Origin of the sequence: Claveliimonas bilis, assembly GCF_020892095.1 — a bacterium.
In the GTDB taxonomy this organism is placed as follows: domain Bacteria; phylum Bacillota; class Clostridia; order Lachnospirales; family Lachnospiraceae; genus Claveliimonas; species Claveliimonas bilis.
The window spans coordinates 39,911-55,089 of record NZ_AP024845.1 but is presented as its reverse complement, the minus strand read 5'-3'; the positions used below and the strand labels follow the sequence as shown (position 1 = coordinate 55,089).

At 45.6% G+C, this 15,179-nt stretch carries 15 protein-coding genes; all 15 read left to right on the top strand.

Going from position 1 to position 15,179, the window contains the following annotated elements; all coding sequences use genetic code 11:
- Positions 1-5 precede the first annotated feature (5 nt).
- The 15 genes from EUBC25_RS00315 to spoIIIAC all read left to right on the top strand — a co-directional run bounded on the left by EUBC25_RS00315 (position 6) and on the right by spoIIIAC (position 15,164).
- Positions 6-2,246, top strand: coding sequence for a DNA gyrase/topoisomerase IV subunit A (locus tag EUBC25_RS00315; RefSeq protein WP_230106274.1), 2,241 nt, complete (start codon positions 6-8; stop codon positions 2,244-2,246).
- A 213-nt stretch (positions 2,247-2,459) separates the two neighbouring features.
- A complete protein-coding gene (locus EUBC25_RS00310; protein WP_230106273.1) occupies positions 2,460-2,927 on the top strand; it encodes a ribosome maturation factor RimP in 468 nt (155 codons plus the stop codon).
- 17 nt (positions 2,928-2,944) lie between these two features.
- Positions 2,945-4,156: a transcription termination factor NusA gene (gene nusA, locus EUBC25_RS00305; protein WP_230106272.1), complete on the top strand. Its 1,212-nt coding sequence runs from the start codon at positions 2,945-2,947 to the stop codon at positions 4,154-4,156.
- Between the two features lie 59 nt (positions 4,157-4,215).
- Positions 4,216-4,443: an RNase P modulator RnpM gene (gene rnpM / locus EUBC25_RS00300; RefSeq protein ID WP_331471488.1), complete on the top strand. Its 228-nt coding sequence runs from the start codon at positions 4,216-4,218 to the stop codon at positions 4,441-4,443.
- 10 nt (positions 4,444-4,453) lie between these two features.
- Positions 4,454-4,735, top strand: a complete 282-nt coding sequence (locus EUBC25_RS00295) for a L7Ae/L30e/S12e/Gadd45 family ribosomal protein (protein ID WP_465220975.1) — start codon at positions 4,454-4,456, stop codon at positions 4,733-4,735.
- A 35-nt stretch (positions 4,736-4,770) separates the two neighbouring features.
- The gene (infB, locus tag EUBC25_RS00290) at positions 4,771-7,407 is read left to right on the top strand and encodes a translation initiation factor IF-2 (protein ID WP_230106269.1); all 2,637 of its coding nucleotides are present in this window, start codon (positions 4,771-4,773) and stop codon (positions 7,405-7,407) included.
- A 37-nt stretch (positions 7,408-7,444) separates the two neighbouring features.
- The gene (gene rbfA, locus EUBC25_RS00285; protein ID WP_230106268.1) at positions 7,445-7,831 is read left to right on the top strand and encodes a 30S ribosome-binding factor RbfA; all 387 of its coding nucleotides are present in this window, start codon (positions 7,445-7,447) and stop codon (positions 7,829-7,831) included.
- Positions 7,818-8,801: a DHH family phosphoesterase gene (locus tag EUBC25_RS00280; RefSeq protein ID WP_230106267.1), complete on the top strand. Its 984-nt coding sequence runs from the start codon at positions 7,818-7,820 to the stop codon at positions 8,799-8,801. The genes rbfA and EUBC25_RS00280 overlap by 14 nt, the downstream gene beginning before the upstream one ends.
- A gap of 3 nt (positions 8,802-8,804) precedes the next feature.
- Complete coding sequence (truB, locus tag EUBC25_RS00275; RefSeq protein WP_230106266.1) at positions 8,805-9,710, top strand: tRNA pseudouridine(55) synthase TruB; 906 nt, start codon at positions 8,805-8,807, stop codon at positions 9,708-9,710.
- Between the two features lie 27 nt (positions 9,711-9,737).
- Entirely contained in the window at positions 9,738-10,676 is a 939-nt protein-coding gene (gene ribF / locus EUBC25_RS00270) for a riboflavin biosynthesis protein RibF (RefSeq protein WP_230106265.1), read from the top strand.
- A 177-nt stretch (positions 10,677-10,853) separates the two neighbouring features.
- Positions 10,854-11,120 (top strand): 30S ribosomal protein S15, encoded by a 267-nt coding sequence (gene rpsO, locus EUBC25_RS00265; protein WP_230106264.1) that lies wholly within the window; start codon positions 10,854-10,856, stop codon positions 11,118-11,120.
- A 210-nt stretch (positions 11,121-11,330) separates the two neighbouring features.
- Positions 11,331-13,418 (top strand): polyribonucleotide nucleotidyltransferase, encoded by a 2,088-nt coding sequence (locus tag EUBC25_RS00260; RefSeq protein ID WP_230106263.1) that lies wholly within the window; start codon positions 11,331-11,333, stop codon positions 13,416-13,418.
- 105 nt (positions 13,419-13,523) lie between these two features.
- The gene (gene spoIIIAA, locus EUBC25_RS00255; protein ID WP_230106262.1) at positions 13,524-14,441 is read left to right on the top strand and encodes a stage III sporulation protein AA; all 918 of its coding nucleotides are present in this window, start codon (positions 13,524-13,526) and stop codon (positions 14,439-14,441) included.
- The gene (locus EUBC25_RS00250; protein ID WP_230106261.1) at positions 14,438-14,959 is read left to right on the top strand and encodes a stage III sporulation protein AB; all 522 of its coding nucleotides are present in this window, start codon (positions 14,438-14,440) and stop codon (positions 14,957-14,959) included. Before spoIIIAA ends, EUBC25_RS00250 begins: the two co-directional genes overlap by 4 nt.
- Positions 14,960-14,969: 10 nt before the next feature.
- Positions 14,970-15,164, top strand: coding sequence for a stage III sporulation protein AC (gene spoIIIAC, locus EUBC25_RS00245; protein ID WP_230106260.1), 195 nt, complete (start codon positions 14,970-14,972; stop codon positions 15,162-15,164).
- The last annotated feature ends 15 nt before the right edge of the window (positions 15,165-15,179 follow it).

Genomic DNA, 15,179 nt, shown 5'->3' with positions numbered 1-15,179 from the left:
TAGCAATGCAGGAAGAACAGATCATTCGTACGGAATACTCGGATCTGATGAAAAAATCTTATATTGATTATGCGATGAGCGTCATTATTGCAAGGGCCCTTCCGGATGTGCGCGATGGGCTGAAGCCTGTTCAGCGGCGGACACTTTATGACATGCACGAGCTGGGTATCCGCTATGACAGGCCTTACCGTAAATGTGCCCGTATAGTAGGAGATACGATGGGTAAATACCATCCTCACGGAGACAGTTCCATTTATGAAGCCCTTGTGGTGATGGCACAGGAATTTAAAAAAGGCATGGTCCTTGTGGATGGCCACGGGAATTTTGGTTCCATTGAGGGAGACGGGGCGGCGGCCATGCGTTACACAGAGGCCCGCCTTGCCAAATTTACACAGATGGCGTTTCTTAAGGATCTGGACAAGGATGTAGTCAATTTTATGTCCAACTTTGACGAGACGGAAAAAGAACCGGAAGTGCTTCCGGTGCGTATTCCCAACCTTCTTGTAAATGGAGCGGAAGGAATCGCAGTCGGTATGGCGACCAGTATTCCGACTCACAATCTGGGCGAAGTCATCGACGCAGTGAAGGCCTATATGAAAAATGATGAAATCAGCACAAGGCAGCTGATGAAATATGTAAAAGGGCCGGATTTTCCTACCGGCGGCATTGTGGTAAACAAGGATGATCTCCTGAACATCTACGAAACAGGAACCGGCAAGATCAAACTGCGGGGTAAAGTGGAAGTGGAGGACATGAAAGGCGGAAAACAGCGTCTAGTCATTACAGAAATCCCGTATACCATGATCGGGGCAGGAATCGGAAAATTCCTCAACGATGTTTGTGCCCTTGTAGAAACAAAAAAGACAAACGATATTGTAGATATTTCCAACCAGTCCTCCAAGGAAGGGATCCGCATTGTCATTGAGCTGAAAAAAGGGGCAGATGTCAAAAATCTGACTAATATGCTCTATAAAAAGACAAGGCTGGAAGATACTTTTGGCGTCAATATGCTGGCAGTTGCAGACGGACGTCCGGAGACCATGGGGCTTAAGAAGATCATTGAGCATCATGTGGATTTCCAGTTTGAACTTGCAACACGCAAATACAAAAATCTTCTTGCAAAGGAGCTGGACCGCAAAGAAATCCAGGAAGGTCTGATAAAGGCGTGTGATGTCATAGACCTGATCATTGAGATCCTTCGCGGAAGCCGGTCGGTGAAGGATGCGAAGGAATGTCTGACAAAAGGGGTCACTGACAACATTGTCTTTAAATCCAAGATTTCCAAGAAAATGGCGTCCATGCTGCGCTTTACGGAGCGGCAGGCCACAGCCATCCTGGAAATGCGCCTTTATAAGCTGATCGGGCTGGAAATCGAAGCGCTTATGAAGGAGCATGAGGAGACCCTGGCTAATATTGCAAGATACGAGGATATTTTAAATAACTATGATTCCATGGCAGACGTTATTATAGAAGAATTAGATGCGTTTAAAAAGGAATTTGCAGTCAAACGAAAGACTGTGGTTGAGAATGCAGAGGAAGCTGTCTTTGAAGAAAAGAAGATCGAGGAGCAGGAGATCGTCTTTCTTATGGATCGTTTCGGATATGCAAGATGCGTGGATGTTCCTACCTATGAGAGGAATAAAGAGGCGGCGGACAGTGAAAACAAATATGTAGTGAACTGTCTGAATACCGGAAAGATCTGTATCTTTACTGACGGGGGAAAGATGCATCAGCTGAAAGTTCTGGATGTTCCTTTTGGAAAATTCAGGGATAAGGGCCAGCCGGTGGATAATATGAGCAACTTTGACAGCACGCAGGAAGAGATCGTCTATCTGTGCGACGCGGAACAGATGCGTTTCTCCAGAATCTTTTTTGCCACTAAGCAGGGAATGATCAAGCAGGTGGAAGGAACAGAATTTCAGGTATCCAAGCGGACAATAGCAGCCACGAAGCTGCAGGAGGGAGACAGCCTTGTCAGTGTGGCGGTCATTACCGACAATAAGCAGGTGGTCCTTCAAACAAAGGATGGGTATTTCCTTCGTTTCCCGGCGTCAGAAGTTTCAGAAAAGAAAAAAGGAGCTGTGGGTGTAAGAGGAATCCGGCTTAAGAAAAACGATGAGCTGGAAGCAGCGTATCTCTTCGACGAGGGGACAGAGGCCAAGGCGGTATATAAAGAGAAAGAAGTAGTTCTTAACCGCCTCAGGATCGGAAAGAGAGACACCCAGGGAGTAAAGAACCGGGGATAAGATTTAGGACAGAAAATCCGGTATATAAAAAAAGTACGGGAAATCCCTTGATTTTCCGTAAAAACAGTGCTATACTAAACAACAGTTACATAAACATGCGGCAGAAGAGTGGACGAAAGTTCACTCTTCTTTATATGATGGAAAGGTTTTCTGGATTTCCCATATTTCCGCTGGAGTTATGAAGCAGAAACGGTACGAATAGGAGGTTTTACGTTGGCAAAAAGAGAAATTTATGAGCAAAGAACAGAAGAACTCTTAAATCCGATCATGGAAAGAAACGGATTTGAACTGGTGGATGTAGAGTATGTAAAAGAAGGCGGAAACTGGTATCTTCGCGCCTACATCGACAAACCGGGAGGAATCAATGTGGATGACTGTGAGAAGGTCAGCAGAGAGCTCTCCGATCTCCTGGATGAAAAGGACTTTATCGAAGAGTCCTATATTTTGGAAGTAAGTTCACCGGGACTTGGCCGTCCCCTGAAAAAAGAGAAGGACTTTAAAAGAAGTCTCGGGAAGGAAGTAGAGATCCGCACGTACCGTATGGTGGACAAAAAGAAAGAATTTACCGGAATCCTTACAGGCTATGATAAAGATACCGTAACGATTGAAATGGAAAACAGTGAACAAAAAACATTTGACAAAGGCGATATCGCGCTTATTCGTCTGGCATTCGATTTTTAATTTAGGAGGAAAGTCACATGAACACAGAATTATTAGAAGCGTTGAATATTTTAGAAAAGGAAAAGGACATCAGCAAGGATACCCTGATGGATGCCATCGAAAATTCTCTGATCAATGCCTGCAAAAATCATTTTGGAAAAGCAGACAACATCAAGGTGATCATGGACAGAGAAACCTGTGATTACCAGCTGATCCAGGAAAAGACAGTGGTAGAGGAAGTAGAGGATAAAGTGGAGCAGATCAGTCTGGCTGACGCAAAGATGATCGACAGCAAATTTGAGCTGGGCGATATTGTACAGATCCCGGTTGAGTCCAAATCCTTCGGCCGTATTGCGACACAGAATGCCAAGAACCTGATCCTTCAGAAGATCCGTGAAGAAGAAAGAAAAGTGGTATACGATCAGTATTTTGAAAAAGAGAGGGATATTGTAACCGGTATCGTACAGCGTTATGTCGGAAAAAATGTCAGCATCAATCTTGGAAAGGCAGACGCCATGCTCACGGAAAATGAACAGGTAAAAGGCGAGGTGTTCAAGCCTACCGAGAGAATCAAGCTGTATGTGGTTGAAGTAAAAAATACAACAAAAGGTCCTAAGATCCTTGTATCCCGTACCCATCCGGAGCTTGTAAAGAGATTGTTTGAAGCAGAAGTGACAGAGGTGAAAGACGGCATCGTGGAGATCAAGAGCATTGCCAGAGAGGCAGGAAGCCGTACAAAGATTGCAGTATGGTCCAACGATCCGGATGTGGATCCCGTGGGAGCCTGTGTCGGAATGAACGGGGCAAGAGTAAACGCAATTGTCAATGAACTGCGCGGCGAGAAGATCGATATTATCAACTGGAGTGACAACCCGGGAATTTTGATCGAGAACGCATTAAGTCCCGCGAAGGTAATTTCTGTTATGGCTGATCCTGATGATAAGACAGCAAGCGTTATCGTGCCGGATTACCAGCTTTCTCTTGCGATTGGTAAAGAAGGACAGAACGCAAGACTTGCAGCACGTCTGACCGGATACAAAATCGATATTAAGAGCGAGACACAGGCCATTGAATCAGGAGAGCTTCCGGAAAATTATATGGAGCTTGGCGAAGGGGTATACGAAGAAGAAGTATACGAGGACGGATACGATGAAAATACTTATGAAGAAGAGTATCCGGAATCCTACGAAGAAGATTACGACAGCCAGGAAGAAGCAGAAGAAATCGAATTTCAGGAATATGAAGAATAGGTGATAAGTTGAGCAGTAACAAAAAAGTTCCTATGCGCAAATGTGTAGGGTGTCAGGAAATGAAGAGTAAAAAGGAAATGCTTCGGGTTATCAGAACCTCTGAAGGAGAGTTTTTACTGGATGCTACCGGAAAAAAGAATGGGAGAGGCGCTTACCTGTGTCCTTCCAGAGCATGTCTGGAAAAAGCAATAAAGGGAAAAGGCCTGGAACGGTCTTTTCAACAGGCAATTCCCAGAGAAGTGTATGAAACACTGGAAAGGGAGATGAGAGAAATTGATACAGAATAAAGCGCTGTCCATGATCAGTCTGGCAACTAAAGCCGGGAAAACAGTGAGCGGAGAGTTTTGTACGGAAAAAGAAGTGAAAACCGGAAGGGCTGCTTTGGTAATTGTAGCCGGGGATGCATCCGAGAATACAAAGAAAAAATTCCGGAATATGTGCGATTATTATCATGTTCCAATTTATTTTTACGAAGATAAAGATACCTTGGGCCATGCAATGGGAAAAGAGTTCAGAGCATCTCTTGCGGTATTGGACGCGGGATTTGCAAAAGGAATTATGAGACATTTGGATGCTTAAGAGATAACAGAAGTTGCATAGAGGAGGTAGGTTGTATGTCAAAAATCAAAGTATATGAACTTGCAAAGGAACTCGGCAAAACAAGCAAAGAGCTGATGGAGTTTCTTGCAGAAAAAAATATAGAAGTTAAAAGCCATATGAGTGCTTTGGAAGACGAAGATACTGAGATGCTTCGCAAGGCATTCGGGAAAAAGAAAGAAGAAGGGCCGAAGAAAAAGAATATCGTTCATGTATTCCGTCCGCAGAATTTAAGGGACAGCAAACCCGGAAACCGTCAGGGGCGCCCGCAGGGGAACCGTCCTGCACAGGGTCAGCAAGAGCGTTCCCAGGGAAGCCGCCCGGTACAGAATCAGGCAGAGCGTCCGCAAGGGAACCGTCCTGCACAGGGTCAGGCAGAGCGTTCCCAGGGAAGCCGCCCGGTACAGAATCAGGCAGAGCGTCCGCAAGGAAATCGTCCTGCACAGGGTCAGCAAGAGCGCTCCCAGGGAGGCCGTCCGTCCTTTGGGCAGGCAGACCGCCAGCGTCAGGGCCGTCCGGTAAGACCGTCCGGTGACAGAAGAGATGACAGAAGAGAAGAGAAAAGAGAAGACAGAAGAGAGCCCGGCGACAGAAACCGCGGAAGAGGCACAGGAAGACCATCTGGCGACAGAAGAGATGATAGAAGAGAAGACAGGAGAGATCAGGGCGGAAGATTCGGGGATAATAAAGACCGTCAGCAAAGACGCGGACAGTCAATCCCGGCGCCGGCTCTGGAAGGACAGAAGCCGCAGAGAAATAAGAATAAAGGCAAAGACGACTATAAGAAAAAAGATTACAGAAACGATGATGAAGACAGAATGCCAAAGGGAAGAAAGCAGAAGCAGGAACAGAAACCGCAGATGCAAAAACCTCAGCATAAAGAGCAGAAACAGGAAGAGACGATCAAATCTATTGTGATTCCGGAAGTGCTGACTATTCAGGAGCTGGCTGATAAGATGAAAGTTGTTCCGTCGGCTATTGTCAAAAAGCTGTTTATGCAGGGCAAGATCGTTACAGTGAATCAGGAAGTGGATTATGAAACGGCAGAAGAAATCGCGCTGGAATTTGACATTCTCTGTGAGAAAGAAGAAGTAGTGGATGTTATTGAAGAACTTCTGAAAGAGGATGAAGAGGACGAAAAGAAGATGAAAAAGCGTCCTCCGGTTGTCTGTGTTATGGGGCATGTTGACCATGGAAAGACTTCCCTTCTTGATGCAATCCGCCACACAAATGTGATTGACAGAGAAGCCGGAGGAATCACACAGCATATCGGTGCATATGTGGCAGAAGTAAACGGAGAAAAGATTACGTTCCTTGACACGCCGGGACATGAAGCGTTTACTGCAATGCGTATGCGCGGCGCTAATTCTACAGATATCGCCATTCTTGTTGTGGCGGCAGACGATGGTGTTATGCCTCAGACAGTGGAGGCGATCAACCATGCCAAAGCGGCAGGTATAGAGATCGTGGTTGCAGTCAATAAGATTGATAAGCCAAGCGCCAATATTGACAGAGTAAAGCAGGAGCTGGCAGAATATGAGCTGATCCCGGAAGACTGGGGCGGAAGTACTGTTTTTGTTCCGGTTTCCGCAAAAACGGGAGAAGGGCTGGAAGATCTTATGGAAATGCTGATCCTGACAGCGGAAATGCTGGAGCTGAAGGCCAATCCGAACCGACGCGCAAGAGGGCTTGTAATAGAAGCGCAGCTGGATAAAGGAAAAGGATCCGTGGCAACCGTACTCGTACAGAAAGGTACCTTAAGAGTAGGGGATCCTATTGCAGCCGGAAGCGCTTACGGAAAAGTAAGAGCAATGATGGACGATAAAGGAAGACGTGTGAAAGAAGCGGGACCGTCCATGCCGGTGGAAATTCTCGGACTGAACGATGTTCCTAATGCAGGAGAAGTCTTCGTGGGATGCAAGAATGAGAAAGAGGCAAGAAACTTTGCGGAAACATTCATTTCTCAGAGTAAAGTGAAGCTTCTGGAAGAAACAAAATCCAAGCTTTCTCTGGATGATCTGTTTACGCAGATCCAGGAAGGAAACTTAAAAGAACTCGGCATCGTTGTAAAGGCAGATGTGCAGGGATCTGTGGAAGCTATCAAGCAGAGTCTTCTGAAACTGTCAAATGATGAGGTTGTTGTGAAGATCATTCACGGAGGAGTCGGAGCGATCAATGAATCTGACGTCAGCCTTGCATCGGCATCCAATGCGATCATTATCGGATTTAATGTCCGTCCGGATGCAACAGCCAAAGAGACAGCTGAAAGAGAAGGAGTTGACATCCGTCTGTATCGTGTTATCTATAATGCGATCGAAGACGTGGAAGCAGCTATGAAAGGTATGCTTGATCCGGTATTTGAGGAGAAAGTACTTGGCCACGCTGAAGTGCGTCAGACATTTAAAGCTTCCGGTGTGGGAACAATTGCAGGTGCTTATGTTCTGGACGGTACATTTGAAAGAGACTGCCAGACAAGAATTATGCGTGACGGCATTGTGATCTATGACGGAAAGCTTGCTTCCCTGAAGAGATTTAAAGATGATGTAAAAGAAGTAAGAGCAGGATACGAATGCGGATTCGTATTTGAAAATTATAATGATATCAAAGAAGGTGACCAGGTAGAATCCTTCAAAATGGTAGAAATCCCAAGATAGGGTTTTGCCTTGTCCTCCGAAAGGAGATGAAAGATTAATGAGAAAAAACAGTATCAAAAATACAAGAATTAATACAGAAGTTCAAAAGGAGCTTTCCAATATTTTGCGATCAGGGATCAAGGATCCCAGGATCGCTCCCTGGACTTCTGTGGTTGCGGTGGAGGTTGCTCCTGATCTGAAAACATGTAAAGCCTATATCAGTGTTCTCGGGGACAAAAAAGCCCAGGAGGACACAGTTGCGGGCCTTAAGAGTGCAGAAGGATATATCCGCCGGGAACTCGCACATAGTCTGAATATGAGAAATACTCCGGAAATACGCTTTATTCTGGATCAGTCCATTGAGTACGGCGTAAATATGTCAAAAAAGATTGATGATGTAACCAAAGGTCTGGATTCAAAAGGAGATGCGGATGAATCAAAATAAATGGAAGGAAATCCTGAAGGGTAAGACTTCTGTTGCAATCGGAGGCCATGAGCGTCCGGACGGGGACTGTATCGGCTCCTGCACAGGGCTGTATCTTTACCTGAAACAAAACTATGAGAATATAGAAGTTGATCTTTATCTCGAACAAATCCCGGAGACATTCCAGGTAATCAGAGGAACTGAACATATACGGCACAGCATTCCGGAGGAGAAACAATATGATCTGTTTATCTGTCTGGACTGCGGCGACAAAGAAAGACTTGGATTTTCCGTCCCATTATTCCAAAATGCCGGAACCACTTTATGTATCGACCATCATATCAGCAACACTGAATTTGCGGATGAAAATTATATTGTGCCGGATGCAAGTTCCACTTCAGAGCTGGTATATCGTCTGCTGGATAAGGAGAAGATTGAGGAAACAGTGGCGGAAGCACTTTATATGGGGATCGTTCATGATACCGGTGTATTTCAGTATTCCTGCACAAGTCCGGATACGTTGAGGGCGGCGGCAGATCTTCTTTCCAGGGGGATCAACGCCCCGGCACTGATCGAGCATACTTTTTATGAAAAAACATATGCACAGAATCAGATTTTGGGGCGAGCGCTGCTGGAAAGTATTGTGTTTATGGATGGGGCGTGTATTTTCACTTCATTGACGAAGGCAGTCATGCAGTTTTATGGTGTGACTGCAAAAGAGCTGGAAGGAATTGTCAGCCAGCTTCGTGTGACAAAAGGAGTAGAGGTCGCAATTTTTATGTATGAGCTGGAACCGAATGTATATAAGGTGAGTCTGCGTTCCAAAGAAAAGGTTGATGTGAGCAGGATTGCCAGGTACTTCGGCGGAGGCGGACATGTGCGAGCTGCGGGCTTCACTATGCCGGGAACGGTACATGATGTCATTAACAATCTGTCAAAGCAGATTGCACTGCAGCTTGGACCAAAAGAGAAAACAAAGAGTGAGGCATAACAGATGATACACGGAATATTAAATGTGTATAAAGAAAAGGGATACACTTCCCACGATGTTGTTGCAAAACTTCGGGGAATTACGAAACAAAAAAAAATCGGCCATACAGGGACGCTTGATCCGGATGCGGAAGGCGTCCTTCCCATATGCCTCGGAAGTGCTACAAAAATATGCAGTCTTTTGACAGACAGAAGCAAAACATACAGGACGGTGCTGCTTCTTGGTCAGACGACAGATACACAGGATGTTTCCGGCAGCTGTCTGGAGAGTCGATCTGTCAGTCATTTGACAGAAAGTCAAGTGAAAGAAGCAATCCTGAAATTTGAGGGGGAATATGAACAGGTACCGCCTATGTATTCAGCGCTCAAAGTAAATGGGAAAAAGCTGTATGAACTTGCACGGGAAGGGAAGACAGTAGAACGCTCCGCAAGGAAAGTTGTGATCCATGACATAAAGATAGAAAAGATAGAACTTCCCCGGGTATGGATGGAGGTTTCCTGTTCCAAAGGTACCTATATTCGTACACTGTGCAATGATATTGGCGGTGTACTTGGAACCGGAGGATGCATGGAGAAACTGAAAAGAACCAGGGTGGGGGAACTGTCCATTGAAAACAGCCTTACTCTGGGAGAAATACAGAATCATATGGAGGAAGGAACACTTAATGAAATCCTTCTTCCGGTTGACCATTTTTTCAGAAAGTATCGTAAGATCACTGTAGGAAAAGAGGAAGAAAGGTTTCTGTATAATGGCAACAGTTTTTTCATCCCTCATTTAAAAGAAAAACCCGATGATAAAGAGCTGGTGAGAATGTATAACAGAGAGGGAAACTTTATTGCGCTTTACCGGTACAGCGGGAAGACAGAACGATTTGAGACAGAAAAGATGTTTTTAAATGACAGGCAATAGAAGCAGACGACGATGGAAGGGATAGATATGCAGTATATAAGAGGAATTGAATCCTACAGCTGTGGAGAGAGAAGTGCTGTGACGCTGGGAAAATTTGACGGGCTTCACAGAGGACATCAAAAGCTGGTGGAAAGAGTACGTGAATATGCAAAGACAGAAGGGGTAAGAAGCATTGTATGTGCTTTTGATATGCTTCCTCTTCGCGAGAGGATGCACATGCCCGGTAAAGTGCTGATGACAAAGGAGGAAAGGGCAGATCATCTGGAAGGAAAGGTTGATTTTCTGGTAGACTGTCCATTTACCGAGAAATTCAGTGAAATGGAAGCCGAGGATTTTATTCGGGACATACTGGCGGATACCTTCCATGCCTCATATGTCGTGGTGGGAACGGATTTTCACTTTGGTCATGGGAAGAAGGGAGATGTGCGTATGCTGGAAAAATACCAGGAAGAATACGGATATCACCTGGAAGTAATTGAGAAGGAACGGTATGGAGAACGTGTGATCAGCAGCAGTTATATCCGTGAAGCACTCAAAGAAGGGGATATGTCTCTGGCAGAGACTCTTCTTGGATATCCGTACAGTGTGACAGGGATCGTAGAACACGGAAAACAGCTTGGAAGAACCCTGGGTTTTCCCACAATTAATGTGGCGCCTCCCCAAGAGAAACTCCTCCCGCCCAATGGCGTTTATTTAGGGCAGATTTGTATGGACGGAATCTGGTACAATGCTATAGGAAATGTAGGGGTGAAACCTACTGTGACAGACAGCGGGCGTATGCTGGTGGAAAGTTATCTGATCGGATACAGCGGGGATGCGTACGGAAAAGAAACAAAGATCCGTATCAGGCATTTTTGCAGGCCGGAGAAGAAATTTGCAGATGTTCAGGATATGAAAAATCAGGTAAATGCAGATATTGCACATGCCGAAGCGTTTTTTGCGGAAAAGGCCGGATATCCGGAATAGAAAAGGCTGCTTGAAAAAGCATCTGGGTAAAAGCGAAGAGTATTTGAAGAAAAGGTTTACAATACAGAAGTCCTGTGTTATACTAGGCAGGTATGAACAGCCGGTGTTCGGTAACTGGATCACTCCGACCATTACTTAATGCAGGCCAAGTAGAAAGAATATAAGGAGGAAAACAAAATGATAACAAAAGAGCAGAAAGCACAGATTATTGCTGAATACGGAAGAGGAGAAGGAGATACAGGATCTCCGGAAGTGCAGATCGCAATTCTGACAGCAAGAATCAACGACCTGACAGATCATTTCAAGGCAAATCCGAAGGATCATCATTCCAGAAGAGGACTTCTGAAAATGGTTGGTCAAAGAAGAGGTCTTCTGGCTTATCTTAGAAAGAAAGATATCGAAAGATATCGTGCACTGATCGAAAGACTTGGACTTAGAAAATAATTTTGTCCGGTATTTCAAAGGGCTTAGGAAAAGGGTGTCCGTATGACACCCTTTTTTCTTGCTTATGAGAGCTGTATATGCTATAATATTTTAGACTGCGAGCGGGAGAAAAATCCCGAGACCACTGAAAAGAGTATTTGTCTCAAATACTTTTTTCAGTAGTTTCGGTATTGCCTGCTGCAGCATAAAAGTAAGATGAAGGAGAATGACATGTACAAGAAGTATGAAATGGAATTAGCCGGAAGAACTCTGTGCGTGGATGTAGACAGAGTGGCAAAGCAGGCAAACGGTGCGGTTTTAATGCACTATGGGGATACGACAGTGCTGTGTACGGCCACAGCGTCAGAAAAGCCGCGTGAGGGAATTGATTTCTTTCCCTTAAGTGTAGAATATAATGAGAGAATGTACGCAGTTGGAAAGATCCCGGGAGGATTTAACAAACGTGAGGGGAAAGCATCTGAAAATGCGATCCTTACCTGCCGTGTGATTGACCGCCCGATGCGTCCTCTTTTCCCAAAAGATTACCGGAATGATGTTACACTGGAAAATCTTGTGTTGTCTGTAGATCAGGACTGCTCACCGGAGCTTACAGCTATGCTGGGAGCAGCAATTGCAACCTGTATTTCAGATATTCCTTTTGACGGTCCGATTTCCACTACTCAGGTAGGACTGGTTGATGGAGAATTTGTATTCAATCCGACAGCAGCACAGAAGGAAGTTTCAGAACTTTCCCTTACCGTTGCTTCTACGAAGGAAAAGGTGATCATGATCGAAGCAGGAGCAAACGAAGTTCCGGAAGAGCGCATGATCGAGGCAATCTATGCAGCTCATGAGCTGAATCAGAAGGTGATCGCATTTATTGATCAGATCGTGGCAGAATGCGGTAAGCCGAAGCATTCCTATGAAAGCTTTGCAGTTCCGGAAGAACTGTTTGCAGCGATCCGGGAGATCGTAACTCCGCAGGAGATGGAAGAAGCAGTCTTCACAGATGACAAACAGACAAGAGAGGAAAACATCCGCCAGATTACAGATAGACTGGAAGAAGCCTTTGCAGATAATGAAGAGTGGCTGGCAAAACTTCCGGAGGCAGTATATCAGTATCAGAAGAAAACGGTACGTAAGATGATCCTGAAAGATCATAAGCGTCCGGACGGAAGAGCAATTGACCAGATCCGTCCTCTTTCAGCAGAGATCGACCTGATCCCAAGAGTACACGGTTCTGCTATGTTTACAAGAGGACAGACACAGATCTGTACTATTACGACTCTGGCTCCTCTTGCAGAGGCACAGAGACTGGATGGCCTGGACGAGGCAGAGACATCCAAGCGGTATATGCATCACTATAATTTCCCGTCCTACTCTGTAGGTGAGACAAGACCGTCCAGAGGACCGGGACGTCGTGAGATCGGCCATGGGGCTTTAGCAGAGCGCGCCCTTGTTCCAGTACTTCCGGATGAAAATGAATTTCCATATGCGATCCGTACTGTATCAGAGACATTCGAATCCAATGGATCCACTTCACAGGCAAGTATCTGTGCATCATCCATGTCTCTGATGGCTGCCGGAGTACCGATCCATTCTGCAGTTGCAGGAATTTCCGCAGGTCTCGTGACAGGAGATACAGATGACGATTATCTTGTACTGACCGACATCCAGGGACTGGAAGACTTCTTTGGAGACATGGACTTCAAGGTGGCTGGTACACATAAGGGTATTACAGCAATCCAGATGGATATTAAGATCCATGGATTGACAAGACCGATCATTGAGGAAGCAATCGCCGCTACAAAGAAAGCGCGTACCTATATTCTTGATGAGGTTATGTCAAAGGCAATCAGCGAGCCGAGACCGGAAGTGGGACCGTATGCTCCGAAGATCATCCAGATGCAGATCGATCCTCAGAAGATTGGCGATGTAGTAGGCCAGAGAGGGAAGACAATCAACGCTATTATTGAGGAGACTGGAGTTAAGATCGATATCACAGACGATGGCGCTGTATCCATCTGCGGAACAGAAGCAAAAGGAATGGAGAGGGCGAAACGTCTGATCGAGATCATCGTCAGTGATTTTGAAGCCGGACAGGTACTGGAAGGCAAAGTGGTCAGCATCAAAGAATTTGGTGCATTCCTTGAGTTTGCCCCAGGTAAAGAGGGAATGGTTCACATTTCCAAGCTTTCCAAAGAACGAGTAAAACAGGTGGAAGATGTACTGACACTTGGAGATGTAGTAAAGGTTGTATGCCTTGGAAAAGATAAGATGGGACGTTTCTCCTTCAGCATGAAGGACGTTGCAGAATAAGAAAAAGAGAAAATGACAGAGGGTCATATGCGAATGCATATGGCCTTTTTTCTTGTAATAAAATGCTCTGCCTTACATATATATGGGTTAAAGAGGTGGACAAAGATGGAAAAAAACAGAGTTTTAAAAATCCTTCCCGGCAGGGTCAGAGAGATGATAGAGAAGGAGATTGATACTTATGAGGGACTTCAGGAGATCAAGCTTAGAACCGGAAAACCGCTTCTGATGAGATGCGGAGGGGAGGAATACATTCCTGGAAGAGGACATCCCTATATCGTGACAGCGGAGGACGTCAGGGAGACCATTGACTACGCCAGCAATTATTCCCTCTATGCTTATGAAGAGGAAATGAGGCAGGGGTTTATTACGATTGAAGGAGGACACCGGGTAGGCATGACAGGACAGGCAATCCTGGAAAAAGGACAGGTAAAGAATCTGAAATATATTTCCTCGGTAAATATCCGCATTTCTCATGAGGTACAAGGATGCGCGGATCAGGTGTTTCCCTTCATTCTGTGCAGACGCCAGCTTAAGCATACGCTGATCATATCGCCGCCCGGGTGCGGGAAGACCACGCTCCTTCGGGACATGATACGGCAGATATCCGACGGCAACCAATATATAAAAGGGATGACAGTGGGGGTAGTGGATGAAAGATCGGAAATTGCCGGATGCTATATGGGAGTGGCACAGAATCATCTTGGCATCCGCACGGACGTACTGGATGGATGCCCGAAAGCAGAAGGGATGATCATGCTGATCCGATCTATGGCTCCCCAGGTTATTGCAGTAGATGAGATTGGCGCCCGGGAAGATGTACATGCCATCGAATATGCCATGCACTGCGGATGCAGAATGCTGGCTACCATGCATGGTGCCTCAATCGAGGAACTTAGGAGAAAGCCTGTGTCGGGGAAAATGATGGAAGAAAAGAGATTTGAACGATATATCATACTGGAAGGGAAGGCGAAGATCCAGGGGATATATGATGAAAACGGGAAACTTATGGAGAAGAAGATATGATGCTGCAGGCGGTGGGAGGGACTCTTGTTATTGCTTCAGCCTTCCTTATAGGATGGAGAGCTTCAGAGGACCTGGAAAAGGAATACCGGCAGCTGGGAGAACTTCAGAGGATCAGCAGTATGCTGCAGGGGGAAATCCGTTATGCCAGAGCCTTTCTGGCAGAAGCCTTTGGCAGCATTGCACGGACAGCACAGGAGCCGTACAAGAGCTGGATGCTGGAAATGCATCAAAGGATGAATGCAAAGGAAAGCGGAAGCTTTGCATGTATCTGGGAGAAGACGTCCAGAGAATGCCTGGCGGATCTGTCCATTAGCGATATAGAGAAAAGAAGACTTTATGATCTGGGAAAATATTTGGGCAATGCAGATACACAAATGCAGCTGACCCATTTGAAAATGTATGAAGAACAGCTGGAGATCTTAAGGGCGGAAAAGCGTCAGAGTCTGCATACAAAGAAAAAGCTGTACCGGGTTCTGGGAGCCGCCGGGGGAATATTTTTGGCAATACTGCTGATATAAGGAGGCATTCATGGAAGTAAATCTGATCTTTAAAATAGCAGCTGTGGGAATACTGGTATCGGTGTTAAGTCAGGTACTGAAACACAGCGGAAGGGAGGAACAGGCCTTTCTCACCAGTCTTGCCGGACTGCTTTTGGTACTCTTTTGGATCGTTCCTTATATTTATGATCTGTTTGCAGCGATACAGGAGTTGTTTTCGCTGTAGATCCTAAGAAGCAGG

Coding starts and splice junctions, on each gene's coding strand:
- rnpM (WP_331471488.1), top strand. CDS start 4,216: ATGAAGAGTAAAAAGGAAATGCTTCGGGTTATCAGAACCTCTGAAGGA.
- EUBC25_RS00280 (WP_230106267.1), top strand. CDS start 7,818: ATGAATCAAAATAAATGGAAGGAAATCCTGAAGGGTAAGACTTCTGTT.
- nusA (WP_230106272.1), top strand. CDS start 2,945: ATGAACACAGAATTATTAGAAGCGTTGAATATTTTAGAAAAGGAAAAG.
- EUBC25_RS00295 (WP_465220975.1), top strand. CDS start 4,454: ATGATCAGTCTGGCAACTAAAGCCGGGAAAACAGTGAGCGGAGAGTTT.
- truB (WP_230106266.1), top strand. CDS start 8,805: ATGATACACGGAATATTAAATGTGTATAAAGAAAAGGGATACACTTCC.
- rbfA (WP_230106268.1), top strand. CDS start 7,445: ATGAGAAAAAACAGTATCAAAAATACAAGAATTAATACAGAAGTTCAA.
- spoIIIAA (WP_230106262.1), top strand. CDS start 13,524: ATGGAAAAAAACAGAGTTTTAAAAATCCTTCCCGGCAGGGTCAGAGAG.
- EUBC25_RS00250 (WP_230106261.1), top strand. CDS start 14,438: ATGATGCTGCAGGCGGTGGGAGGGACTCTTGTTATTGCTTCAGCCTTC.
- ribF (WP_230106265.1), top strand. CDS start 9,738: ATGCAGTATATAAGAGGAATTGAATCCTACAGCTGTGGAGAGAGAAGT.
- EUBC25_RS00315 (WP_230106274.1), top strand. CDS start 6: ATGCAGGAAGAACAGATCATTCGTACGGAATACTCGGATCTGATGAAA.
- rpsO (WP_230106264.1), top strand. CDS start 10,854: ATGATAACAAAAGAGCAGAAAGCACAGATTATTGCTGAATACGGAAGA.
- EUBC25_RS00260 (WP_230106263.1), top strand. CDS start 11,331: ATGTACAAGAAGTATGAAATGGAATTAGCCGGAAGAACTCTGTGCGTG.
- infB (WP_230106269.1), top strand. CDS start 4,771: ATGTCAAAAATCAAAGTATATGAACTTGCAAAGGAACTCGGCAAAACA.
- spoIIIAC (WP_230106260.1), top strand. CDS start 14,970: ATGGAAGTAAATCTGATCTTTAAAATAGCAGCTGTGGGAATACTGGTA.